This is a genomic window from Burkholderia sp. Tr-862 (assembly GCF_011753085.1).
Classification (GTDB): Bacteria; Pseudomonadota; Gammaproteobacteria; order Burkholderiales; family Burkholderiaceae; genus Burkholderia; species Burkholderia ambifaria.
On record NZ_VWWG01000101.1, the window covers coordinates 1 to 25,257 of the forward strand.

The window sequence follows — 25,257 nt, forward strand, 5'->3', positions numbered from 1 at the left end:
TGGCTGCGCGCACGCGGTGCCGGTGCGCCGTCCGGCTATGCGGATCCCCAAGGCGCGTTGCCGCTGCGCGAAGCGATCGCCGATTACGTGCGCCGCTCGCGCTCGGTGCGCTGCAGCGCCGATCAGGTCGTGATCACGAGCGGGACGCAACAGGGGCTGCACCTCGCGAGCCAGGTGCTGCTCGGCGCGCACGATCGCGCGTGGGTCGAGAATCCCGCCTATCGCGGCATCACCGCGCTGCTCGAGAGCACCGGGCGCCGCGACGCGATGGTGCGCGTGCCGGTCGACGCGGACGGCATCGACGTCGAGGCCGGCATCCGCGTCGCACCGGACGCACGCGCGGCATTCGTCACGCCGTCGCACCAGTACCCGCTCGGGATGCCGATGAGCATGGCGCGGCGCAACGCGCTGCTCGGCTGGGCGCGCACGCATCGCGCCTGGGTGGTCGAAGACGATTACGACAGCGAGCTGCGCTACGAAGGCTATCCGTTTCCTTCGCTGCAGGGGCTCGACCCCGATCGCGTGGTCTATCTCGGCACCTTCAGCAAGATCCTGTTTCCATCGCTGCGGCTCGGCTACGTGATCGCGCCCGACGATCTCGTGCCGGCCTTCTGCGGCGCGCGCGTGCTGATGGATCGTCATGCGCCGACCGCCGATCAGCACGTGCTCGCCGCGTTCATCGCGGAAGGCCATCTCGACCGCCACATTCGCCGCGTGCGCGGCGTCTACGCGGAACAGCGCGCGCTGCTGATCGACACGCTGGGCGCGCGGCTGCCGCGCGAGCGCGCATGGGTGCAGCCGGGCGATCAGGGCATGCACGTGGTGCTGTGGCTCGCAGAAGGGATCGACGATCTCGACGTGGTGGCGCGCGCCGCGCAGGCGGGCGTCGCGGTGCGTGCGGTGTCGCCGATGTTCGCGCCGGACACCGAGCGTCCGGGCCTCGTGCTCGGTTTCGGCGGGTTCGATCGCGCGCGGATGGAAGCGGCCGCACAGCGGCTCGCGGATGTAGTGGGCGACGCGGCCGGCGCCGATTCATCGGACGAATCGCGATGACGCATAGACCAAAGGTTGTCCGCGGGCAACAAACGTAATCGTCTGTAAATCCTGCAAGAAAACCGGCATTTTGGCCACAGCCAACGTTGCGCGGTTTGCTAGGATCGCGCCTTTTCCGATCGCGCTCCTGCCGCCGTGAATCGCTTCGTGCCGTTTCTCCGCAACCTTTGGCTCCGCTGCCGTGACGGCGCCCGCGCGCTGGGCGCCGGCGCGTGGCGACGCCTGCGCCATCCAACGCGGCGCGGCGTCGCGCTGACGCTCGCCGCGATACCGGTGCTCGGCCTGCTGGTCCTGCTCGCGTTCGTGCCGTTCACGCCGAGCATCGGCGACATTCGCAAGGCGCGCATCGACCGTCCCGCGCGCGTGCTGTCGGCCGACGGCCAGCTGATCGCCGAATTCCGGCCCGTCAACCGCGAATGGGTGCCGCTCAAGCAGATCTCGCCCCACATGGTCGACGCGCTGATCGCGACCGAGGACCACCGCTTCTACGCGCATCACGGCATCGACTGGCGCCGCACGCTCGCGGCCGGCCTGCATACTTTCTCGGGCAGCCGCCAGGGCGGCTCGACGATCACGCAGCAGCTTGCACGCAACCTGTATCCGGATGAAGTCGGCCGCGCGCCGACGCTCACGCGCAAGATGAAGGAGCTGATTACCGCGTTCAAGATCGAGACGGTATACAGCAAGGACGAGATTCTCGAGACCTACCTGAACACCGTGCCGTTCCTGTACAACGCGTTCGGCGTCGAAATGGCCGCGCGCACCTATTTCGGCAAATCAGCAGACCAGCTCGACATCGTCGAAAGCGCGACGCTCGTCGGGATGCTGAAGGGCAACAGCTACTACAACCCGGTGCTGAACCCTGAGCGTGCGGTCCAGCGCCGCAACATCGTGCTCGCCCGGATGGCGGAGATGGGCATGCTGTCGCCGCAGCAGCTCGCGCGATTGCAGCGCCGGCCGCTGCGCGTCGACTTCGAGCCGCAGACGGCACAGCCCGGCCCGGCTCCACACTTCGCGGTGCAGCTGCGCAAGTGGCTGATCGCATGGGCTGATCGGAACAACTACGACCTCTACTCGGACGGCCTCGTCGTGCGCACGACGCTCGATTCACGGCTGCAGGACATGGCGACGCAGGCGCTGACCCGGCAGACCGAACGGCTGCAGGCGGTCGCCGACGGCGCGTGGCGCGGCCCGTCCGGCTGCGGGCTGCGCAACGACCTGTTCCGCGGCTTCATCCGGCAGACACCCGACTACCGCGACGCACGCGATGCAGGGCTCGCCGATGCAGCGGCACTGAAGCAGCTCGGCGCGAATCGCGCGTTCATGCAGGTGTTGTGCGAGCGCAAGACGCAGGTGCAGGCCGGCTTCGTCGCGATCGATCCGCGCAACGGCGCGATCCGCGCGTGGGTCGGCAGCCCCGATTTCGGCAGCGAGCCGTTCGATCACGTCGTGCAGGCGCGGCGCCAGCCGGGCTCGACATTCAAGCCGTTCGTCTATGGCGCCGCGTTCGCGGACGGGATGCGCCCGGGCGATACGTTCGTCGACCGCCCCGTGGCGATCCCGATCGGCGCGCACGCGGTATGGCGCCCGACCGATGAGGAGCCGCCGACCGACGCGCCGATGACGCTGCGCGACGCGCTCGCCCTGTCGCGCAATCGCATCACCGCGCAGGTCATGCAGCGCGAGGGCGCGGCCAGGGTCGCGCAGCTCGCGCGCGCGATGGGCGTGCGCGACAGCCCGCTCGAAGCGGTGCCGTCGCTCGCGCTCGGTACGAGCCCCGTCACGCTGAAGGAGATGGTGTCCGCGTACGGGACGATCGCGAATCGCGGCGTCTACGTCGCGCCGCAGATGATCACGCGCATCGAGGATCGCGACGGCAAGGTGCTCGCCGCATTCGGCAGCGCGCCGCCCGAACGCGCGCTGCCGGTGGCCGCGGCGCAGACGCTGGTCGACGTGATGCGCGGCGTCGTCGATTACGGAACCGGCGCCGACATTCGCTCGCGTTACGGAATTCGCATCGACGTCGCGGGCAAGACCGGCACGACGCAGGACAACACGGACGGCTGGTTCATCCTGATGCATCCGCAACTGGTGGCCGGCGCGTGGGTCGGCTTCGACGACGGCAGCGTGACGCTGCGCAGCGACTACTGGGGTGCGGGCGCACACAGCGCATTGCCGATCGTCGGTTCGTTCTACGATGCGGCGCTGCGGGCGCGGGCGATCGACCCGCATGAGCAGTTCTCGCCCGACTTCCGGCCGCGCAGCGCACCGGCGCCGGCACCGAAGCGGCGTCCGCATCCCGGCCTGTTCGACTGGTTGAAAATTTTCCGCTGACCGCTGCGCGACGTCGCTCGACGCCGGCGGCAGGCGGCCGGCGTGACCGCCCGAGCGATTCGCCGGCCGCCCATTACGGCAGAAAGCGCGCTCAAGCCGCCGCGAGCGTCGCGGCCAGTGCGTCGAATTCCGGCGCCCACGCCGCGCGCCATGCGGCCTTCGTGTCATCGTCGACCCACGCGCCGTCGATTCCGTTCAGCATGAACTGCTTCAGGTCGGCGACCGTGAAGCCGAAATGGCTGAACATCAGCTCCCACGCCTCGGACGGATTCACCTTGTGCAGCGTCGGATCGTCGGTGTTCGGATGGATCTTCAGCCCGAGGCCCGGCATCTTGCGCATCGGATGCCGCTCCGCCCATTGGTCCGGCGGCAGCGTGCGCAGGTAGTACGAATTGGTCGGCACGACCGTGAAGACGATCCCGCGCTCCGCATAGCGCGCGCAGAGCTCGGGGTTGTCGACGATCGTATAGCCGTGATCGACGCGGTCGACGTGCAACAGCTCGACGGCCGTCTCGACGTTGCGCCACGGCATCCCGAACTCGCCCGCATGCGCGGTCGTGCGGAAGCCGGCCGCACGCGCGTCGCGATACGCCTTCCAGAACAGCTCCGGCGGCCGGTCGTTCTCGCGGTAATCGATCCCGAGCCCCGCGACTTCGTCCGCGCGATTCGCCTTCATCCAGTCGACGATCGCGACCGCTTCGTCCGGGTTCTGCTCGCGGTCGATGCTCGGAATCAGGCAGGCGCCGATCCCGAAATCGCGCGCGGCGTCGCGAATCGCCGTCACGATCGCGGCCTGTGCGTCCGCATACGGAATGCCCGACACGCGCACCGTACCCGTCGGATTCCAGAAGAATTCCGCATGCCGGACGTTGTGCGCGGCCGCATCCTCGAGATACTCGTATGTGATCCGCCGCAGATCGTCGGGCCGCGTGAGCAGGTATTGGTCGAGCGCGCGCAGCACGTGCAGCACGCCGACCGGCTTCTCGCCGCGCGCATAGAACGCGTCGATCTCCGCGCGCTCGATCGGGGCGCCGCTGCGCTGCGCGAGCGCGACGAACGTGTCGTGCCGCACCGCGCCGAGCAGGTGGCAATGCAGCTCGATCTTCGGCAGCGCGTGGAAGAAGGCCCGATGAGCGGCCGTGATCTCGATGCCCGTGCGCGCGGCCGGGACGTTGCCTGGTGTTTCCTTCATGTCTGTCTCTTTTGCGGTAGTGCTAATGCGTCGTGAACACCGTCTCTCAGTGCGGCTTCACGACGGTCCAGAAGTAATAGCCGAGCGGCAGCGCGAGCACGACGAGCCCCCACGACACGTCGCGCCAGCGGCCGGCCAGCAGCTTGACGAGCACGTAGCACAGCAGCCCGCCCGCGATGCCGGTGCCGAAGCTGTTCGACATCAGCGTGAGCAGCACCATCGACATCACGGGCAGTGCATCGGTGAAGTCGTCGAAGTGCGTGTGGCGGATCGTCGCGAACATCGACAGCCCGATCAGGATCAGCGCCGGCGCGGTCGCCTCCTTCGGGATCGCGAGCGCGACCGGCACGAACAGCAGCATCGCGGCGAACAGCACGGCCGCCGCCAGTGACGACAGCCCGCTGCGGCCGCCGGCCTCGACGCCCGCCGCCGATTCGATCAGCGCGGTCAGCGCGGGAATGCCGAACACGGGGCCGAACGTCGCGGCGAGCGAATCGACCAGGAACGGCCGGTTGATGTTCGGCAGGTTCCCCTGCCCGTCGAGCAGGTTCGCCTTCGCGCCGACCGCGAGCGCGGTGCCGAGCGTCGAGAAGAATTCCGCCGCGAAGAACGCGAACAGGTACGGCGCGGCCGCAAGCGTCAACGCGCTGCGGATGTCGAGCTTGAACGCGATCGGCGCGATGCTGTGCGGCAGCGACACGAGCGACGCGGGCAGATGCGTGACGCCGAGCGGCACGCCGGCGGCGGCCGCGGCGAGAATCGCGATCAGGATCGCGCCGGGCACCTTGCGCGCCTGCAGCACGATCGCGACCGCGAGACCGATCAGCGCGACGAGCGCGCCCGGCCGCGAGAAATCGCCGAGCGCGAACGCGTTGGTCTTCGCGTTCGCGACGACCATCCCTGCATTGCGCAGCCCGAGCATCGTCACGAACAGGCCGATCGATGCGCCGAGCCCGAGCTTGATCTGCACCGGAATCAGTCGCATCACGACGCCGCGCGCGCCGAAGATCGTCAGCAGGAAGAACAGCACGCCCGACACGCAGGCGATGCCGAGGCCCGTCTGCCAGCCGACGTGTTCCGTCGTCGCGAGCGTCACGCCGATGATCACCGAGCCGCCGATGCCGGGGCCGACGAGGAACGGCAGGTTCGCGTAGAAGCCCATCAGCATCGTGAACAGCACGAACACGATGATCGTCGCGGTCGTCGCCGCGCCGCGCTCCATCCCGCCCGTCGCGAGCAGCGACGGGATCACGACGAGCAGGTAAGCGGCCGCGAGAAACGACGTGATGCCGGCGATCGTCTCGGTGCGCACGCTGGTGCCGCGCGCCGCGAGCGCGAAGCGCCGTTCGAGCCAGCTGGCCGGCGTACGCGCCGGCATCGTGTCAGTCGCTGACATGGTGGTTCTCCTGTGATTCCGATTATTGTCCTGTGTCGGTTCGCGCGGCGCGGCCCTATACTGCCGCGTACCGCACCCGACCGTTATTGCCCGATGTCGTCCGACCGCTCGTCGCTATTGCCCGCACTCACGCTGCGGCAGGTCCAGCACTTCGTCGTCCTTGCGCATGCGCGCAGCTTCACGCAGGCCGCGCAGGCGCTGTCGCTCACGCAGCCCGCGCTCACCGCGTCGATCCGCCAGATCGAATTCCTGCTCGGCGGGCGCCTGTTCGCGCGCACCGCCCACCGGCTCACGCTGACGTCCGCCGGCGAGGCCGTGCTGCCGCTCGCCGAGCGGCTGCTGAACCAGGCGCGCGGCACCTTCGACGACATGGCGCGGCTGATCGGCGAACGCATCCAGACGGTGCGCATCGCGTTCATCCCGTCGGTCGCCGGCCGCCTGCTGCCGGCGCTCAACGCACTGCGCGGCACGCATCCGGCGCTGCGCTTCACGCTCACCGATCTGCCGAACAGCGCACTCGTCGAAGCCGTGCGCGACGGCGTCGCGGATCTCGGCATCGGCGTGCGCGAACCCGACAGCGACGACGGCACGCTGCACTATCAGCAGCTCTTCGAGGACGAGATCGTGATCGTCGTGCGGCACGACGATCCGCTCGCGGGCGCGAAGAGCGTCACGTGGGCGAAGCTCGTCGACCGCGAGCTGGCCGTGTTCGTGCGCGGCAGCGTCAGCGAGTCGCTGCATCGCACCGGCGGCGCCGCGAAGCTGCGCCTGAACGTCGCGTACCGGATGGAATACACCGAGCCGCTGTATGCACTTGCACGCAACGGCCTCGCGACCGCCGTGCTGCCGAGCCTCTACACGATGCATCTGCACGATCCCGAACTCGTCGCGCTGCGCGTCGAGAAACCGCGCGTCACGCGTGCGATCTCGCTGATCTCGCTCGCCGCCGACGATCGCGGCCCGCACGTGCGCACCTGCCGCGAGTGGATTGCGAAGCACATCTGATCCGGTTCGGCGCGTGACACGTTGCGTTGCGTCACGTTGCGTCGCGTTCAGGGCAGCTTCGCGATGCGCTCGGCGAGCGTCGCGTAGAAGCGGTCCGCGTCGACCTCGTTGATCCACGTCGCGTTCGGCGCGCGACCGCTGCGCCCGTTCCAGTCGATCACCGTCTCGCCGAGCGTCCACTGCCCGGCCGTCTCGACGACCACGTTCACCTTGCGTCCGTTGAACAGCGTCGGATCGACGAGATAGCCGACCGCCGTCGGGTCGTACATCGGCCCGTCGTCGACGCCGCGCCGCTTCTTGTTGTACGCGAGCTCGGCGTCCATGATGTCCGCGACGATCGCGCCGCAGCGGTTGCCGAGCGCACGGAACGGCGCGACGCGCGCCGGTGTGATCGGCGCCTTCACCGCGACGTCGCGCGGCAGCACGACGATCGGCACACCGCTGCCGAACACGACTTCGGCCGCCTGCGGATCGACGTAGATGTTGAACTCCGCGGCCGGCGTGATGTTGCCGCGCTCGAAAAACGCGCCGCCCATCAGCACGATCTCGCGCAACGCGCCGCGGATCTGCGGCGCTTCGACCAGCGCGGTCGCGATGTTCGTCAGCGGGCCGAGCGCGCACAGCGTCACGCTGTTCGGCGCCGCGCGGCTCAGCGTATCGACGAGGTACGACACCGCATGCCCGGCCGCGAGCGGTGCGTGCGGTTCGTGCAGCGCGACACCTTCGAGGCCGGTCTTGCCGTGCACGTTCGCGGCCGTCACGAGTTCGCGCACGAGCGGGCGCGGGCAACCCGCGAAGACCGGCAGCGTCTGCGTACGGCCGGCCCAGTCGCGGATGATCCGCGCATTGCGTTCGGTCAGGTCGAGCGGCACGTTGCCGGCCACGGCGGTCAGCGCGCGCACGTCGAGGCGGTCCTGCGCGCCCAGCGCGAACAGGATCGCGATGGCGTCGTCCTGCCCTGGGTCGGTATCGATGATCACCGTGCGGCGCGCGGCGTCGCCGCCGGCCGCGAACGCGCCCGTTTCGGGCAGCAGCGCGGTGCCGGCCAGCGCGGCGGACAGTTTCAGGAAGGTGCGGCGGGATGCGATCGGATGGGTCATGGTCGGGCTCTCAGAATACGTGCCGGACGCCGAGCGTCGCCATCATCTGGCGCGTGCCGGTCGAGCGTGCGTACGCGAAGATCTGCGCGTGATCCGCGTCGCCGGCGGCCTGCTGCGCGATCACCGTCAGCGCGAGGTCGGTGCGTTTCGACAGGAAGTAGTCGGCCTGCAGGTTCACCTGGTGCCATTTCGGCCGCTTGTCGATCACGTCGTACTTGCCGTTGGTGAACGCATACGCGGCACCGAGAAAGAGCTGCGGCGTCATCGTATAGACGACGTTCACGCCGACGTTCTGCAAATGCAGATGCGAATTGTCGAGGTAATCGTAGCGCACGTCGGTAAACAGCGCCGCGAACTGCGCGCGGCCGATCGTGTAGAAGCCGCCCGTGCCCGCGATGCGCTGCCGGCTCGCGAATACCGCCGGCGACATCGCGCTCTTCGCGAAGATCAGGAGCGGCGAACCATAGTCGTTCGCGATCGCGCCATCCGGATTCGTGCTGCTGAATGGATGGTTGTACTGCGCGTAGACCACGCTCCAGCGCAGCGGGCCGCGCTCGTAGCCGAGCCCGAAGCTGTACGCGCTGTTGTTCGCGAAGCCCGTCGCGTTGCTGAAGCCGTACAGCGCGGTGAACTTCAGGCCGTAGTAGACGGGGCTCACGTACTTCACCGAGTTCTGCACGCGGATGTCGTTGTAGCCGTTGTCGTTGTCGCCGATGTTCACGCCGTTGCTCGCGATGATCACGGGCCCGATGTAGTCGTGGATCGCATCGTACTGGCGGCCGAACGTCAGCGACCCGTAGGTGCGGTCGGCGAGGCCCACGTAGGCCATGCGCCCGAACTCGCGGCCGTTCTGCGCGGCCGTGCCCGTCATCACGTTGAAGCCGTTCTCGAGCTGGAAGATCGCCGACAGCCCCTGCCCGAGATCCTCCTTGCCCTTCAGCCCCCAGCGCGGGTTCTGGTTCGTGCCGGACAGCGCCTGCCAGGCGTTCTTGCCGCCCTGGTTGGTTGCGTACCCGACGCCGGCCGAGATGAGACCGTACAGCGTGATGCTGCTTTGCGCACCGGCATGGGTCGCGAAGGCGCCGAGCATCGCGAGCGGAGCGAGCTTGTAGAGAGTTTTCATGCGGGTCGTAGGGTCGGTGAGGGTCCGGGCGCGGCAGGGTTTCCGCGAAACCGGACTCGACTATACGAATCGCGATCGGATAATAAAAGTTTGCTTTTCTTATGTCTCGATAAAATGGATTTATTCTTATCCGACCACCTCCCGCACCGGCGGACCGACTGTCGTCAGTCCGCCGTGTCGCCGTTCTTCGGCAACTTCGACCACGCGTTGCGCCCCGGCGCCGGCGACCATGCCGGGCGCGTCTTGCGCGCGCTGTCGATCACGACCAGGTAGCGGCCGGCGATCGGCGTGATGTCGCGATCGTGGCGCAGCACCCACAGCGACTTGCCGGCTTCGACGCGCGCCTGATAGTCGTCGTCGAGAATGCCGTGCCGGTCGAGGAACGTGTTCAGCGACGCGGGAATCCGCACACAGCCTTTCGAGTGGCGGATGCCCAGCAGCGCCTCGAGGCGGTCGGGGTCGGTCGCGTGCATCTGGAAACGCATCGGCGACTTGCCGCCCTTGCCCCACCCGCGCTCGCCGTCCACCCAGCCGAAATCGTAGATGCGCATGTCGCGCTGGCCGTAGCCGCGAATGCCGTTGTCGTTCGTCGTGCCTTCCGCGCGGAAGTCCATGTTGTCGGGCGAGTGATGGAACACACCGAGCGGCGTCAGGAAGTGATCGTACTTGCCGGGCCAGCCGGTGCCGACCGGCGACGCGCCGATCATCAGCCACGGATTGGTCGGCGTCGCGCGGAAGTAGATGAACAGCGCCTGCACGTTCGGCGCGCGATCGACCATCACGACGTACTCGCCGGCCAGGTCGCCGAGGTCCGCATCGGCGAGGGCATTCTGAAGGCGCACGCCGTACGCGCGCTGCTCGCTCGCGGGCACGTTCAGGCGCCGTGTGACTTCCTGCGTGAAGTCCTTGCGCATGTCGATCGCACGCGCGGTTGCGTTCTTCGCTTCGTCGGCCGACAGCGGTGGGTGCCGGCGTGGCGGCGTCGGCGCGGGAGCCTCGGCTTCGCTCGCCGGCGTGCCGGAAGCGGCCGATGCGGGCGATGCCGCGGACGCGGCGGATGCCGCTGATGCCCCACTGGCCGGCGCAGCATGATTCACGGCGGATGCCGCGGACGCCCCGCTGGCCGGCGCAGCACGATGCACGGCCGATGCCGCGGATGCGCCGTTGGCCGGCGAAGCGCGATGCACGGCCGACGCCGCGGACGACGGCGTGGCCCCCGATGGCGCAGACGCCGCCGAAGCCGGATGCGCGGGCGATGCAGTTGATGAGGATGACGTAGCAGCGGACGACGGCACGTCGGACGCGGCAAAGGCTGACCGCTCGACAAGCACGGAGATCGGGAGAGCGGCCGCGAGCCACACGGACGCGGCGACGGCGAGGGTACGGCAACGCGGCTTGGGCAACCGCCGCGTCAGGTCGGAAAGCATCATACGATCGAGGCCATCGGCCAATCCGGCCGCCGCACATGGCGAACGGCGCGTCTTCCGCACGAGCCATCGACACGCCGCAGGCATCGCATGCCTCGGCGCCGACGCCTCTTCGCGGTGGAGCCGTTCGCAGTGCAACGCATTCGGCACGATGGCGGCTAATGAGTCGTCAGGTCTTTCATTCTACCCGCGCGGATGACGATCCGCAGGGCCGAACCCCCGGTTTTGCGGCGGTTTTGCGCTTCGTCACGCTTTGTTTCAACTGGTTGCCGATTGGTTCACCGCCGCATGGCAGGCTGTTGTGTTGCGCGCTTTGGCAACATGAACTGCGGCAACGCGCTCGCATGCCGTACGCAACACACGAGCGCACCGCCCTCTCTATTTCGAAATCGCTTCGAGCGCGATGCCTTTGGTGCGCGGCCCCATGAGCCCGATCGCGGCCATCACGATCACCATCGCGCCGGCGATGAACGCGAACACGCCGAACGTGCCGAAGCCTTTCAGCACGGCCGCGATCACGAACGACGAGAAGATCGCCGAGAAGCGGCTCCACGAGTAGACGAAGCCCACTGCGCGTGCGCGGATCGACGTCGGGAACAGCTCGGCCTGATACGCGTGGAAGCTGTACGACATGATGTTGCTCGCGAGCGTGAGGCCGATGCCGAGCACGATCAGGAACGCGCCCACCGTCGTCTGGCTGAACAGCAGCCCGCAGACGACGATCGCCGCCGCCATCGCGACGATCACCGACTTGCGCTCGAAACGGTCGGCGATCACGAGGCCGATCAGCGGACCGAGCGGCGCCGCGAGCGCGATCACACTCGAATACATGAGGCTCGACGTGATCGTGATGCCCTGCTTGATCAGCAGCGTCGGCACCCAGTTCGCGAAGCCGTAGAAACCGACCGTCTGGAACACATTGAAGATCGTCATCATGATCGTGCGGCTGCGATACGGCGGCACCCACATGTCGCGGAAGCTGCCGCGCGGCGGCACCGGCTCGGCCGGCGCGGGCGGCGGCAGCGGCCGACCGTATTCGGCTTCGACCTTCGCCTCGAGCGCGCGCATGATGCGGTCGGCTTCGTCGACGCGGCCCTGCTGGGCGAGCCAGCGCGGGCTTTCCGGCAACGCGCGGCGAATCCACCACACGAACAGCGCGCCGTGCGCGCCGATCAGCACGACCCAGCGCCAGCCGTCGAGACCGAGCGGCGCATGCGGCACGAGCAGGTACGCGAGGAACGCGACCACCGGCACCGCGACGAACCCGACCGCCTGCTCGCATGCGAATGCGCGGCCGCGGATCTGCTTCGGCACGAGTTCGGAGATATACGTGCCGATCGTGACCATCTCGACGCCGAGGCCGAGACCGACGACGAAGCGCCAGAAGTTCAATCCGCCCGCGGTGTCCTGGAACGCCATCACGACGTTGGCGGCCGTGTACCACAGCAGCGACCACGTGAAGATCGCCCGGCGGCCGAAGCGGTCCGCGAGGAAGCCGCATGCGATCGTGCCGATGAAGAGGCCGGAGAACAGCGCGGCGATGAAGCTCGCGACGCCCGTGGTGCCGAACAGGCCGTGCGTCGTCGCGGACAGGATCCCGCTTTTCACGAGGCCCGGCGCGATGTAGCCGCTGTACAGCAGGTCGTAGAGTTCGAAGAAGAAGCCGAGGCTCAGCAGCACGACGAGCTTCCAGACGCTGCGGGTCGGCGGCAGGCGGTCGAGGCGGGCTGAAATCGAGCCGGCGTCGATGGGCGCAGTTCGAATGGTGTCCGCTACGGAAGAGGGATCAGGCGCGGTCGATGCCATGGTGGCGAGTCTCCGGATTATTGATTGTCTTGGCGCTACCAGAGGGCGTTGGCAAGCGGCTTTGCGCATTTTAGCGAGGCGAGAGACTGAGCACATCAATCGTTGAAGCACGGTCGCCGGCGACAACGCGCCGGAATCGACGATCGCCCTGTGCACTCGATCCCCATTTATGCAGGCCATACGCGCGCCAGCAGTATGTAACTTTCGTAACTATCGATCCGGCTGATCGAGCCCGCCGCATCGTCGAAACACCGCTTCCCCGGTTCGGGAAAATCGGCGTCCGCCCTGCTAGCACGGGCGCGAGCGGCCATTTCGGGCGCCGCCGCCCGCGCCCCGCCGGCCGAATTCGCGCATATCTGTTCGAATTTCGTTCGACCCACACCCCGGTAACATGCTACCGGGTCAAACTCCCGGCTTCCGGGCGCCTTTCGGCGTCCGGCATTGTCGGCAAAACGTAAGCATTCCATGTTCATACAACGACTCTCCACGTACGCACGCCGGATCGCGCTGTTCGCGGTGCTGCAGTTCGCTGCGCTCGCGACCGCGTCGGCGTTTCCGGGCGCCGCATCCGCGCCGAGCGCGAGCGGCGTCGGCGTCCCCGTGCCGACCATCTCGCTGAGCGACGCGGTTGCACAGCTCAAGCAGATGCAGGTGCAACAGGACCGCATCAAGCAGCAGACGTCGAACGCGACCAACAGCAAGGAGCTCGACGGGCTTGGCGAAGCGACGCAGGAACTGAGCGCCGATGTCGAGAAGCTGCAGAGCGAACTCGCGCCGCAGCGCACGCAGATCCAGGCTCAGCTCGACGTGCTCGGGCCGCCGCCGGCGCCGGGCGCGTCGCCCGAAACGCCCGCGGTCGCGCAGCAGCGGGCGACGCTGAACGCGCGCAAGACGCAAATCGAAGCGGCGCTGAAGCAGGCGGCCGACCAGAAGGCCAACCTGGCGAACCTGAACGACCAGTTCGCGAAACTGCATCGCAGCCTGCTGCGCAACCAGCTCGCGTTCCGTTCGGGCAGCATCTTCGGCGCGCAATTCTGGCTGCCGCTGTTCCATCTGTCGCCGGACGATGTCCAGCGCCTCGAGGACTTCAACGACGAACTGCGCGACATGCTGCGCTCGTCGTGGACACCCGGCCAGCGCGCCATCACCACGCTGCTGCTGATCGCCGCGCTCGCGGTGTGGCTCGGCGGCCGCCGGCTCCTCGAGCGCGGGCTCGCGTGGTTCTGCCTGAACCGTCTGCCGCCCACCCGGCTGCGCCGCAGCGCACTGGCGCTGGCGACGGCATTCTCGACGCTGCTGGCGACCGCGGTCGCCGTCCAGGTGCTCTATCTCGCGCTCGCCCGCCACTACGAGCTCACGCCGTCGATGAACGATCTGTGGGACCAGTTCGCGAAGCTCGCCGTGACCTGCGCGCTGATCGCCGGCCTCGGCCGCGCGCTGCTCTGCACGAAGCATCCGTCGTGGCGCCTGCCGGCACTCGCCGATCCCGTCGCGCTCGCGATGCGGCCGTTCCCCGGCGTGCTGGCCGCGCTGCTGCTGATGTCCGGCACGCTCGAGTCGATCAACCGGATCGTCGATACCAGCCTGTCGGTCACGCTGTTCGGCCGCGGCATCGTATCGCTCGTCGTCGCGCTGACCGTCGGCGCGTCGATCCTGCGCGCGAACCGCGTACGCACCGCGCTCGCGGCCTCCGGCGAGGCGCCCGAGGAGCGTTCGACGCTCGCGGGGCTGATCCATGCGGGCGTCACGCTGGCGATCGTCGTGTCGCTCGTTGCGCTGCTGATCGGCTACATCACGGTCGCGCGCTTCATCACGTACGAGCTCGTGTGGTTCGAGATCGTGCTGTGCGGCGTCTACATCCTGACGCAGCTCACGCGCGACGCCAGCGAGAGCCTGTTCTCCGCGAACCTGTCGAGCGGCAAGCAGATCAAGCACCTGTTCGCGCTCGACGACCGGCATCTCGACCAGGCGCACACCGTCGTGTCCGGGATCGGCACGAGCCTGCTGATGCTGGTCGCGGCCATCGCGCTGGTGACGGGCGGCTTCGGCACGACGCCGAGCGACCTGCTCGACAGCGCGATCGCGATGATCGGCGGCCAACGGCTGCAGAGCCTGAACATCATGCCCGACCGGATCCTGAACGCCGTCATCGGGTTCGCGATCGGCTTCTACCTGCTGCGCTCGGTGCGCCGCTGGCTCGACAACGAATTCATGCCGGCGCTCGGCATGGACGCGGGGATGCGCGTATCGCTGGTCACGCTGTTCACCAACGTCGGCTACGTACTGCTCGTGCTGATGACGCTGGGGCTGCTCGGTGTCAGGTGGAGCAACCTCGCATGGATCGTCAGCGCGCTGTCGGTCGGTATCGGTTTCGGCCTGCAGGAGATCGTGAAGAACTTCGTGTCGGGGCTGATCCTGCTGACCGAGCGGCCGGTGAAGGTCGGCGACATGGTCAGCATCGCGGGCGTCGAAGGCGACATCCGCCGCATCAACGTGCGCGCGACCGAGATCCAGCTCAGCGATCGTTCGACCGTGATCGTGCCGAACTCGCAGCTGATCTCGCAGAACGTGCGCAACGTGACGATGGGCAACAGCACGCAAGGCGTCGCGACGCTGATGCTGACGTTTCCGCTGAACACCGATCCCGAACAGGTGCGCGACCTGCTGCTCGATGCGTATCGCGAACACCCGGCGATTCTCGACAAGCCGGCGCCGTCGGTCACGTTCAGCCAGCTGGCGCCGGACGGGATCACGCTGAGCGTGACGGGCTACGTGGCGAGCCCGCGGATCGCGGCCTCGACCAAAAGCGACCTGCTGTTCGAGATCCTGAAGCAGTTGCGCGCGGCGCAGATCACGCTGTCGACGCCGCAGATGCTGGTCGTGCAGAACATGCCGGCGCTCGAGGAGTCCACGCGGCACGAGCCGGAAGCGAACCCGCGCGCGCGCGCAGGTCGATCCTCGTAGCGCGCGCATCACCGGAAACGACAAGGGCCGGTTACCGCTCCCGCGGCAACCGGCCCTCTTCATTCGACCGTCGACGCGCCCTGCCGGGCGCCGCGCATCACACGTCGAACTTCACGCCCTGCGCGAGCGGCAGCTGACGGCTGTAGTTGATCGTGTTCGTCGCACGGCGCATATACGCCTTCCACGCATCCGAACCCGACTCACGCCCGCCGCCCGTTTCCTTCTCGCCGCCGAACGCGCCGCCGATCTCCGCGCCGCTCGTGCCGATATTCACGTTGACGATCCCGCAATCGCTGCCCGCCGCCGACATGAACTGCTCGGCCTCGCGCATGTCGTTCGTGAAGATCGCCGACGACAGGCCTTGCGGCACCGCGTTGTGCAGTTCGATCGCATCGTCGAAGTTGTCGTAGATCATCACGTACAGGATCGGCGCGAACGTTTCGCGCTCGACCACCGCCGATTGCTTCGGCATCCGCACGATGGCCGGACGCACGTAGTACGCATCCGCATGACCGATGTCGACGCGCTCGCCGCCCTTCACTTCGCCGCCCTGCTCGCGTGCATCGGCCAGCGCCTTCTGCATCGCGTCGAACGACGCGCGGTCGACCAGCGGGCCGACGAGCGTGCCTTCCTCGAGCGGGTTGCCGACCTTCACCGACGCATAGGCCTTCTCGATGCGCGGCAGCAGTTGCTCGACCAGGCTGCGATGCACGATCAGGCGGCGCAGCGTCGTGCAGCGCTGGCCGGCCGTGCCGACCGCCGCGAACGTGACCGCGCGCACCACGAGGTCGAGATCGGCGCTCGGCGCGACGATCATCCCGTTGTTGCCGCCGAGTTCGAGGATGCCGCGCGCGAGACGCTGGCTCAGCACCTTCGCGACTTCCTGGCCCATCCGCACGCTGCCCGTCGCGCTGACGACCGGCACCTTCTTCGACGACGTCAGCACCTCGCCGACATCGCGCATGCCGAGCACCAGCTGGCTCAGGCCCTGCGGCGCGACGCCCGGATGGGTCTTCTCGAATTCGCGGATCGCCTTCTCGAGCAGCACGTGGCACGCAATCGCGGTGAGCGGCGTCTTCTCCGACGGCTTCCACACGACCGAATCGCCGCACACGAACGCGAGCGCCGCATTCCACGCCCACACCGCGACCGGGAAGTTGAACGCCGAGATCACGCCGCACACGCCGATCGGGTGCCACGTTTCCATCATCCGGTGGCCCGGGCGCTCCGACGCGATCGTCAGGCCGTAAAGCTGGCGCGACAGGCCGACCGCGAAATCGCAGATGTCGATCATTTCCTGCACTTCGCCGAGGCCTTCCGACGTGATCTTGCCGGCTTCGAGCGTGACGAGGCGACCCAGCTCGGCCTTGTGCTCGCGCAGCACGTTGCCGAACACGCGCACGAACTCGCCGCGCACCGGCGCCGGCACCGTGCGCCACTTGAGGAATGCGTCGTGCGCGGCGTCGATCTTGCGCTCGGCGTCGGCGGGCGAGTCGACCGCCAGCGTCGCGAGCGTCGCACCGTCGAGCGGCGAACGCGCGGTCAGCGCAGTGCCTTTCCACCGGGCGAGATCGATGTCGAGCGCAGCAAGAATGTCGTTGAATTGCATCACTTCCTCTTCAGGGACAGATTGATCGGTGCGGCGGCGACGCCGCCCGCGTGATTCGATTGGAGCGCGTTCGCGCGCCTGGTGCAAGCGGATGCGCGCCTCGGCCGGCCCGACGCGCCGCACGGCGCATCGCCCGCGCGCCGCCGCCGAAACCTCGGCCGACCGGCACGCCCTCGCCTCGCGAGGCACGATCCATGAGACACATTGTCGGTGGCTACAAGTCGGCCCGCTATTGATATTAACTCACGACTTCATTCCGAAAGCGCAACACCCTGGCGGGACAAATCCCCCGCTTTCCGTAACCGCATGAGACTTGTCCAAAGCCCGTGACCGGGCCGGCCACCGCGTTGCTGCCCGCCCCGACTTGATGACTAACCCGCATTACCCTGTGCGGAAATATCGTTTGCCGTGCGTGCCGCCGGCCGCACACAATCGGGTCGCGTCGAAGTGCTCCGCACCCGGCGCGACGACGGCCGCCCGACACGCGGCCGGACGACAGACGAACGCGACGCGCAGCGCGCCCCCGGTTCGCCCGAACCGGGCCGCGCGGAACCGCCGCTGTCCGGCCGGCGGCCGGCGACGGGTGGCGCTTCGCGGCCAAAAAACAATTCCGGAGACAGCGCCCAGCCCCGCCCATGCATTCAGATGCCCGCCCCGATTCCCCCTCCCCGTCCGGCTCGCGCCCCGCGAAACCGGCCCTCCACCGCAGCCTGCAGGCGCGCCATCTGCGGATGATCGCGATCGGCGGCTCGATCGGCACGGGCCTGTTCGTCGCGTCCGGCGCATCGATTTCCCAGGCCGGCCCCGGCGGCGCGATCGTCGCGTACATGCTGATCGGCCTGATGGTCTACTTCCTGATGACGAGCCTCGGCGAAATGGCCGCGTTCATGCCCGTCTCAGGCTCGTTCGCGACCTACGGTTCGAAGTTCGTCGACGAAGGCTTCGGCTTCGCGATCGGCTGGAACTACTGGTATAGCTGGGCCGTCACGCTCGCGGTCGAACTCGTCGCCGCGCAGCTCGTGATGCACTACTGGTTTCCGCACGTGCCGGGCGTCTGGTGGAGCGCGCTGTTTCTCACGCTGATCTTCGCGCTCAACGCGCTGTCGGTGCGCGGTTTTGGTGAAGCCGAATACTGGTTCGCGCTGATCAAGGTGCTGACGGTCGTCGCGTTCCTCGGCGTCGGCGTGATGATGATCTTCGGCATTCTGCAGGGCGGCCCGAGCGCGGGCTGGGCCAACTTCACGATCGGCGACGCGCCGTTCGCCGGCGGCCTGCCGGCGCTGATGGGCGTCGCGATGATCGCGGGCTTCTCGTTCCAGGGCACCGAAATGATCGGCGTCGCGGCCGGCGAATCGGAGAACCCGCGCACGACGATCCCGCGCGCGGTGAGCCAGATCTTCTGGCGCATCCTGCTGTTCTACGTGCTCGCGATCATCGTGATCGGCGTGCTGATTCCGTACACCGACCCGAGCCTGTTGAAGAGCGACGTGACCGACATCGGCGTGAGCCCGTTCACGCTGGTGTTCCGCCACGCAGGCCTCGCGGTCGCGGCCGGCGTGATGAACGCGGTGATCCTGACGGCCGTGCTGTCGGCTGGCAACTCGGGCATGTACGCGTCGACCCGGATGCTCTACAACCTCGCGGTCGAAGGCCGCGCACCGAAGCTGTTCGCGAAGCTGTCGCCGGGCGGCGTGCCGCGCAATGCGCTGTACGCGACAACGGCCGTCGGCGCGCTCTGCTTCCTCACGTCGCTGTATGGCGACAAGACGGTCTACCTGTGGTTGCTGAACACGTCGGGCATGGCCGGCTTCATCACGTGGCTCGGCATCGCGATCAGCCACTACCGCTTCCGCAAGGGCCTGCTGAAGCAGGGCTACCGCGTCGACCAGCTGCCGTACCGCTCGAAGTGGTTCCCGTTCGGCCCGATCTTCGCGTTCGTGCTGTGCGCGGTCGTCGCGCTGGGCCAGGACTACCAGGCGTTCATGGGCAGCAAGATCGACTGGGCGGGCGTGGCCGCGACCTATATCGGCGTGCCGTTCTTCCTCGCGATCTGGCTCGGTTACGCGCTGGTGCGCAAATGCCGCCTCGTGCGCTACGAGGACATGGAGATCGCGCCGTGGATCGAGCGCAACGCGACGCCCGACGCCACGCAGAAGGCCGACGCCGGCTATCCGGCCTTCGTCGCCAGCCCGGCCAACCCGACGCCGGGCGCCTGACGTCCGGTAAGCCCGGTCATTCCGGTAAAGCAGCGGCCGCCGCCCGAACGCGACGGCCGCTGCGCTGAAAACCCCATTCGACGCGGCGCGCGCGTTCAGGCAAGATCGACGCGCGCCGCCTGTTTTTCCGCCGTTACGAGTCACCGAAACCGCATGCAGAACTTCTACGAAGCCACCGTTACCCGCCAGCCCTACCCGCAACTGACCGGCCCGATCGATACGCAGGTCTGCATCGTCGGCGGCGGCCTCGCCGGCCTGTGCACCGCGCTCGGTCTCGTCGAGCGCGGCGTGCAGGATGTCGTCGTGCTCGACGGCGAACGGGTCGGCTTCGGCGCGTCGGGACGCAACGGCGGCTTCGTGTTCGGCGGCTACAGCCTCGACAACGCGGACCTGCTGCGCACGCTCGGCCGCGACGAAGGCCGTCGCCTGTACCGGCTCACCGTCGATGCGGTCGAGCTGATCCGCGCGCGGATCGCCCGCTACGGAATCGACTGCGACATCGTCGACGAGGGCGTGATGCTCGCGAACTGGTTCGACGATCCGTCGCGGCTCGACAGCGTGCGCACGCTGATGAAGCAGGAATTCAACGTCGACTGGGAACCCGTCGCGACGGACGCGCTGCGCGCGCGGCTGAAGACGCAGCGCTATCACGGCGGCCTGTTCGAGCCGAACGCGTTCCACTTCCATCCGCTCAAGTACGTGCTCGGCGTCGCGGCGGCCGCGTCGCGCGGCGGCGCACGCGTGTACGAACGCTCGGCCGCGCTCGGCATCGCGCGCGAAGGCGCCGGCTACGTCGTGCGCACGGCGCAGGGCATGGTGCGCGCGAAGGACGTCGTGTTCGCCGGCGGCGGTTATGCGCGAGGCGTGTCGCCGCGCATCGAGCGCGCGGTACTGCCGATCGCGACCTACGTGATCGCGACCGAACCGCTCGGCACGCGGCTGCCGGACGCCATCGATGCGCCGTACGCGATCTACGACACGCGTTTCGCGTTCGACTACTACCGTCCGCTGAAGGACACGCGGATTCTGTGGGGCGGCCGGATCTCGGTGCTCGACCGCGGCCCCGACGCGATCGCGCGGCTGCTGCGGCGCGACCTGCTGCGCGTGTATCCGCAGCTCGACGGCGTGAAGGTCGAATACGCGTGGGGCGGGCTGATGAGCTACGCGCGGCACAAGATGCCGCAGATCGGGCGCGACGCGGACGGCGTGTGGCACGCGATCGCGTTCGGCGGCCACGGGATGGCGCCCACCACCGTCGCCGGCGAAGCGCTCGCCGCCGCGCTGGCCGGCGAACGGCCGGTGCCGGAAGGCTTCGCCGCGTTCGGGCTCACGCGCACGTTCGGGCTCGCGGGCCTCGCCGCCGCGCAGCTCACGTACACCGCGTATCAGGCCCGTGACGCACTCGCGTCGTGCCGGCGCTGAACCGCCGCGGCGGCGGCCGAAACCGCGCCGCCGATTAGAGCGGCGGGTCGGCTGGATGGCGATTTCCTGCATGCTAGAATGATTTTTTCATGCCGCCGCGAACGCACAACAAAGTCACATGAAAGCTGCAAGCAAGGCCGCCACGTCCGAAAGCCGCGCGCTTGCGACCGATGCGCGGCGCAAATACGATCCCGAGCAAACCAAGCGCAACATCCTCGACGTCGCCACGCAGGAGTTCTCCGCGATGGGCCTCGCCGGTGCGCGCGTCGACGCGATCGCCGAGCGTACGAACACGACGAAGCGGATGCTCTACTACTACTTCGAAAGCAAGGAAGGCCTGTACGAGGCCGTGCTGGAGAAGGTGTACGGCGACATCCGCGCGCTCGAGCAGGAACTGCACGTCGGCGACATGGAGCCGCGCGAAGGCATGCGCCGGCTCGTCGAATTCACGTTCGACTATCACGACAAGCATCGCGACTTCGTCCGCCTCGTGTCGATCGAGAACATCCACGGCGCGAAGTATCTCGAACAGCTGAAGTCGTTCAAGAACCGCAACGTCAGCATCATCAAGACGCTCGAGGAACTGCTCGAGCGCGGCGCGGCGAGCGGCGCGTTCCGCAAGGATATCGACGCGTTCGACCTCCACCTGCTGATCAGCTCGTTCTGCTTCCACCGCGTGTCGAACCGCTATACGTTCGGCGCCGCGTTCGGCCGCGATCCGTCGGCGCCGCGGCTGCGCTCGCGGCATCGCGAGACGATCGCCGACTCCGTGCTGCGCTACGTCGCCGCGTAGTCGCACCGCGCGATTCCACCGGATTCCACCCGAAGGCCGAACGACATCACGACGCGTGCAACCGGCATGAGCCGGAAGCACGTCGCGCTTCCGGCCGAGCGCATGCGTCACGCGTCATGCGTCGCGCGTCAGTCCGTCGGCGCGGTCGACGCCAGCGCGATCCGTGCCTTCTCTTCCGGGCTTCCCGCCACGTAATACTTCTTCGCCCAGCTCGAATCCGGCGCGAGCGCGAGTTGCCGATGCGAACCGGCGCCGTGCTGTTTCGTCTCGATCGCCAGCGCCCGCGCGCGATAGTGCTCGTAGAGCCGCAGGAATTCCGCGAGATAGATCGCGGCGATCCGCGTGTCGCGAATCTCGAGCAGGTTCTCGTCGTTGTACTGCTCGGAATTGCGGCTCATGTTCGCGGAGCCCGTATAGACGATCGGGTTCGCGCCTTCCGCATCGATCACGATGAACTTGTGGTGGATCACGACCGGCGGATAGGCCGGCGCCGGTTCGCCCGGAAAGAGGCGCAGCTCCGGCTCGAAACCCCGCGGCACCGTTGCCGGCGAGAAATACGCGGCATCGATCACGTCGCGACGATCGCGCTGGCGATGGTAAAGCTCGAGGTTCGCGAGCGTCGCCGCATCGAGTGACTGGCCGTCGTGTTGCGCGGCATCGGCCTTCGTCGCGCTGCCGGCGCTGATGCGGTTCACCAGGCCGAACATCATCAGCCCGCGGTCGCCGGCCGCAAAGCATGCGTCGCGCAGCGCCGCGTCGGTCGGCATGAACAGGCAAAACGAAACCGAATGCTTCGCGGCCGCGATCGCGGCGACGATCGTATCGATCTCGGTGCGCTGCCCCGCCGCCTCCGGCGAAAACGCGACGCGCACCTGCGCGCTGCCCACCGTCAACGGCGCCGACCAGCCCGGCGACAGCCGCGCCGTCTCCGCGATCGACGGATTCGCGGCCAGCGCATGCGCACGCTCGTTGTACAGCGCGGCGAGCGCCGGCGAATCGAATGCGTGCAGCACGTTGGCCTGTTCCGTCAGTCCTTCGGTCGTGAAGTTCGCGGAGCCGGTCAGCACGCGCGCGGGCGTCGCATTCCCCGGCGCGTCGGTCACGATGAACTTGTCGTGCATGATGTGCGTGCGGTCGCGCGGCGCCAGCGTCGCGAGGCCCTGCAGCGCGTCGACGGCAGGCTGGTTCGGCGACGGCAGCGCCGGCTTGCCCTTGCGCGCGGTCGTGTGCGCGTCGTAGACGATCGCGAGCGACGCTTCGCCGTGCCGGCGTCCGAACGCCTCGAATGCCGGCAGCGCCCACAGCGGGTCCGTCAGATGATAGACGGCCGACACCGCGCGCGACGCGGGATCGAGCATCTCCGCGAACACCTGCTCCATGTCGTTGGCGAGCCACGTGCGCAGCTTCAGCGCCTGCGCATCACTCGGCGCGGCGCCCGGCGCGAGACCCAGCGCCGCGACCTGCTTCGCGAACGCCTGCGAGCTCACCACGGCGCGGTTGAACCAGGTGCCGATGCCGTCGACGATATGCGCGGGCAGCACGACATCGCACACGCCGGCTTCCGCATCGAGCACCTGCAGGTTCGTCGGCGTGCCGACGACGGGAAAAACGTCATAGCGGAACGACGCATCGCGATCCGGCGGATCGATGCGCGCATCCCACCACATGAATTTCTGGATCGGCGCCTGGTCGGTTGGCGCGTCGCCCTGCGTGTCGGCAGCCGGGCCGTCGAACGTCAGCCGGTTCGGCAGCCAGCTGTTCGGCGCCCGCGTCTTGCCGTCGGCCGACCAGAAGCCCGGCGTGCGCCGGATCGCGAAGCCGAGGAAATCGGTGCGCGACGCCGCCTCGGGCCAGTCGAAGGCCAGCAGGACCAGGGTGGGGGAAAGATAGCTGCGTACGCTGACGGTCATTCGTGCTCCTGGCGTTTCGGCCGAAAGAGAGGAATGGGTCAGTGTTGACGGCGGTTCTTCCCGGGCGATGACCGTTCGATGAACCTTGTATGTCGGACCTGCGTCAGTCGCACACGAGCAGCTCGATGCCGCGTGCGGCCAGCGCGCGGCGTACGGCCTTGTCGGGCGTGCGCTCGGTGACGAGGTAGCGCGCGGCCGACGTGCCGTTGATCCGCACCGGCGTCACGCGGCCGAACTTCGAATGGTCGGCGACGATGACCGCCGTGCCGGCCGCCGCGATCATCCGGCTGCGCACTTCGGCGGCAAGCCGCGAGTAGTCGGTGCAGTCGCCGTCGACCGTGATGCCGCCCGCGCCGACGAACGCGAAGTCGACGTGGTATTGCGCGAGTTGCTGGATCGTATCGAGCCCGAACGTCGCGTCCTCGTCGTCGGACAGCTCGCCGCCGAGCAGCGTCACGCGATTGCCGTTGCGGCGCGCGAGCACGAACGCGGTGCGCCAGTCGTTCGTGTAGATCGACAGCCGGTGCCGGTCGGCCAGCGCGAGCGCCACCGCATGCGGCGTGCTGCCCGAGTCGATCAGCACCGATGCATCGTCGGGCACGAATTCGGCCGCGCGTCGCCCGATCGTGCGCTTCGCTTCGGCGTTCGCCGCTTCGCGCTCGGACAGGCTCGGCTCGCGGCGATCCGCCGCCAGCGCGCCGCCGTGCGTCATCACGAGCAGGCCGCGCGCCGCGAGCGCGTTCAGGTCGCGCCGCACGGTCTCGCGCGACACGTCGAGCGAGCGCACGAGTTCGGCAACCGACAGCGCGCCCGATCGGCCGAGCTCCGACAGAATGTATTGATGACGTTGTTCCGCCAGCATCGCAATGCGCCCGAGGCGACTGGTAATGGGTAAGCCAGCCATTGTATTACGGCCGTTTGACTGCCATTTGACGGCGCCGCGTCCGGCAGCGGCCGCGTTTCACGCCAGCGAAATTCTGTATTGCCGGATGCGCGCGAATCGGCGCGGCAAGCGATTGCTACACTTTGCGCTTCGCCTAACGACAGACCATCAAGGGGCTTGCGCAATGTATCGCAAAGGCAATGTGCTCGAAATCCAGTTTTCGCCGGAACGACTCAACGACGGGGCCGGCGATCCGTACTGGATCGACCTGACGCTCGACGAAGCGCGCCGACTGTACGAACAGCTCGCCGCGCGCTTCGCGACCGACGCGCGCGCCAACCAGCCGCTCGACACGTTCTCGCTCGACTGATCTCCGTTCCTTCGCCCGCGCGACGGCGCGCCTTCATGGCGCGGCCCTTCATCCGGCCGTGTGATAACCGGACGGCTGGTACGCTAGCGCGCCCTTGCGACGGATCGCGTCCGCGGTCGCCGCTTGCAGCCGAAGCAGCACGCGGCGCATGGCCGCTGCATGCGTCCCGCACGCGCGACGAGCGAGTGCAGAATCCGACAAGACGGCGGCACCGCTTCATCCGATACTGACCGACTTCACGATTCGTCCGGCCGTATCGCGGCCCGCCACGCATGTTTACCTCGCTCGTCGCCGCGGCTTTCGTCGCGCTGTGGTCCACCGGCTTCATCGTCGCCCGGGCAATCAAGCCCTACGCCGATCCGAACCTGTTCCTGCTCGCGCGTTTCGCAGGCACGGCCGTGCTGTTCGGCGCGGTCGCACTCGTCGCGCGCGCGCCGTGGCCGGCCCGCCGCGAATGGCCGCGCCACCTGATCGCCGGCGCGCTGCTGCAGGGCGTCTATCTCGGCGCCAGCTACTGGGCCGTCGCGCAAGGGCTGAATGCGGGCGTGATGGCGCTGCTCGGCGCGCTGCAGCCGCTCGCCACCGCCGTGCTCGCCGTACCGCTGTTCAACGAGCGACTGCCCGCGCGCGGCTGGCTCGGGATGGCGCTCGGGC

18 protein-coding genes are annotated in these 25,257 nt (G+C 68.1%); 9 read left to right on the forward strand and 9 right to left on the reverse strand.

What is annotated here, in order from left to right; genetic code table 11:
* A partial coding sequence (locus F3J14_RS23290) for a PLP-dependent aminotransferase family protein (RefSeq protein ID WP_166725013.1) occupies positions 1-1,053 on the forward strand: 1,053 nt, incomplete at its 5' end.
* Positions 1,054-1,188: 135 nt separating this feature from the next.
* Positions 1,189-3,387, forward strand: a complete 2,199-nt coding sequence (locus tag F3J14_RS23295; protein WP_166725014.1) for a transglycosylase domain-containing protein — start codon at positions 1,189-1,191, stop codon at positions 3,385-3,387.
* Between the two features lie 91 nt (positions 3,388-3,478).
* Here F3J14_RS23295 and add read toward each other — a convergent pair whose 3' ends face one another.
* Both add and F3J14_RS23305 read right to left on the reverse strand, forming a co-directional pair.
* A complete protein-coding gene (add, locus tag F3J14_RS23300) occupies positions 3,479-4,579 on the reverse strand; it encodes an adenosine deaminase (RefSeq protein ID WP_166725015.1) in 1,101 nt (366 codons plus the stop codon).
* A gap of 46 nt (positions 4,580-4,625) precedes the next feature.
* Positions 4,626-5,975: an NCS2 family permease gene (locus F3J14_RS23305; RefSeq protein WP_166725016.1), complete on the reverse strand. Its 1,350-nt coding sequence runs from the start codon at positions 5,973-5,975 to the stop codon at positions 4,626-4,628.
* 93 nt (positions 5,976-6,068) lie between these two features.
* Between F3J14_RS23305 and F3J14_RS23310 the strand changes: the two genes are divergently transcribed.
* Positions 6,069-6,980 (forward strand): LysR family transcriptional regulator, encoded by a 912-nt coding sequence (locus tag F3J14_RS23310; protein ID WP_166725017.1) that lies wholly within the window; start codon positions 6,069-6,071, stop codon positions 6,978-6,980.
* Positions 6,981-7,027: 47 nt separating this feature from the next.
* Here the strand turns inward: F3J14_RS23310 and F3J14_RS23315 are convergent, their stop codons facing one another.
* The 4 genes from F3J14_RS23315 to F3J14_RS23330 form a co-directional block, all read right to left on the reverse strand.
* The gene (locus F3J14_RS23315) at positions 7,028-8,080 is read right to left on the reverse strand and encodes a nucleoside hydrolase (protein WP_166725018.1); all 1,053 of its coding nucleotides are present in this window, start codon (positions 8,078-8,080) and stop codon (positions 7,028-7,030) included.
* Between the two features lie 10 nt (positions 8,081-8,090).
* Complete coding sequence (locus tag F3J14_RS23320; RefSeq protein WP_166725019.1) at positions 8,091-9,203, reverse strand: porin; 1,113 nt, start codon at positions 9,201-9,203, stop codon at positions 8,091-8,093.
* 164 nt (positions 9,204-9,367) lie between these two features.
* Entirely contained in the window at positions 9,368-10,717 is a 1,350-nt protein-coding gene (locus F3J14_RS23325; RefSeq protein WP_166725020.1) for a hypothetical protein, read from the reverse strand.
* A 291-nt stretch (positions 10,718-11,008) separates the two neighbouring features.
* Positions 11,009-12,436, reverse strand: coding sequence for an MFS transporter (locus F3J14_RS23330; protein ID WP_166725021.1), 1,428 nt, complete (start codon positions 12,434-12,436; stop codon positions 11,009-11,011).
* Between the two features lie 465 nt (positions 12,437-12,901).
* Here F3J14_RS23330 and F3J14_RS23335 point away from each other — a divergent pair, with 465 nt between their 5' ends.
* On the forward strand, positions 12,902-15,400 hold the full coding sequence (locus F3J14_RS23335; RefSeq protein ID WP_166725022.1) for a DUF3772 domain-containing protein: 2,499 nt from the start codon (positions 12,902-12,904) through the stop codon (positions 15,398-15,400).
* Positions 15,401-15,497: 97 nt separating this feature from the next.
* Here the strand turns inward: F3J14_RS23335 and F3J14_RS23340 are convergent, their stop codons facing one another.
* A complete protein-coding gene (locus F3J14_RS23340; RefSeq protein ID WP_126226063.1) occupies positions 15,498-17,009 on the reverse strand; it encodes an aldehyde dehydrogenase family protein in 1,512 nt (503 codons plus the stop codon).
* Positions 17,010-17,740: 731 nt separating this feature from the next.
* Here F3J14_RS23340 and F3J14_RS23345 point away from each other — a divergent pair.
* From F3J14_RS23345 to F3J14_RS23355, 3 genes are all read left to right on the forward strand, one after another.
* On the forward strand, positions 17,741-19,225 hold the full coding sequence (locus tag F3J14_RS23345) for an amino acid permease (RefSeq protein ID WP_348772010.1): 1,485 nt from the start codon (positions 17,741-17,743) through the stop codon (positions 19,223-19,225).
* A gap of 153 nt (positions 19,226-19,378) precedes the next feature.
* On the forward strand, positions 19,379-20,647 hold the full coding sequence (locus F3J14_RS23350; protein ID WP_166725024.1) for an FAD-binding oxidoreductase: 1,269 nt from the start codon (positions 19,379-19,381) through the stop codon (positions 20,645-20,647).
* A gap of 118 nt (positions 20,648-20,765) precedes the next feature.
* Positions 20,766-21,440, forward strand: coding sequence for a TetR family transcriptional regulator (locus F3J14_RS23355; RefSeq protein WP_166725025.1), 675 nt, complete (start codon positions 20,766-20,768; stop codon positions 21,438-21,440).
* A 128-nt stretch (positions 21,441-21,568) separates the two neighbouring features.
* Here F3J14_RS23355 and F3J14_RS23360 read toward each other — a convergent pair whose 3' ends face one another.
* Entirely contained in the window at positions 21,569-23,350 is a 1,782-nt protein-coding gene (locus tag F3J14_RS23360; protein ID WP_166725026.1) for a phospholipase D-like domain-containing protein, read from the reverse strand.
* Between the two features lie 103 nt (positions 23,351-23,453).
* Positions 23,454-24,212, reverse strand: coding sequence for a DeoR/GlpR family DNA-binding transcription regulator (locus tag F3J14_RS23365; RefSeq protein WP_166725027.1), 759 nt, complete (start codon positions 24,210-24,212; stop codon positions 23,454-23,456).
* A 205-nt stretch (positions 24,213-24,417) separates the two neighbouring features.
* Here F3J14_RS23365 and F3J14_RS23370 point away from each other — a divergent pair, with 205 nt between their 5' ends.
* The gene (locus tag F3J14_RS23370) at positions 24,418-24,603 is read left to right on the forward strand and encodes a hypothetical protein (RefSeq protein WP_124664381.1); all 186 of its coding nucleotides are present in this window, start codon (positions 24,418-24,420) and stop codon (positions 24,601-24,603) included.
* 272 nt (positions 24,604-24,875) lie between these two features.
* A partial coding sequence (locus tag F3J14_RS23375; RefSeq protein WP_166725028.1) for an EamA family transporter occupies positions 24,876-25,257 on the forward strand: 382 nt, incomplete at its 3' end.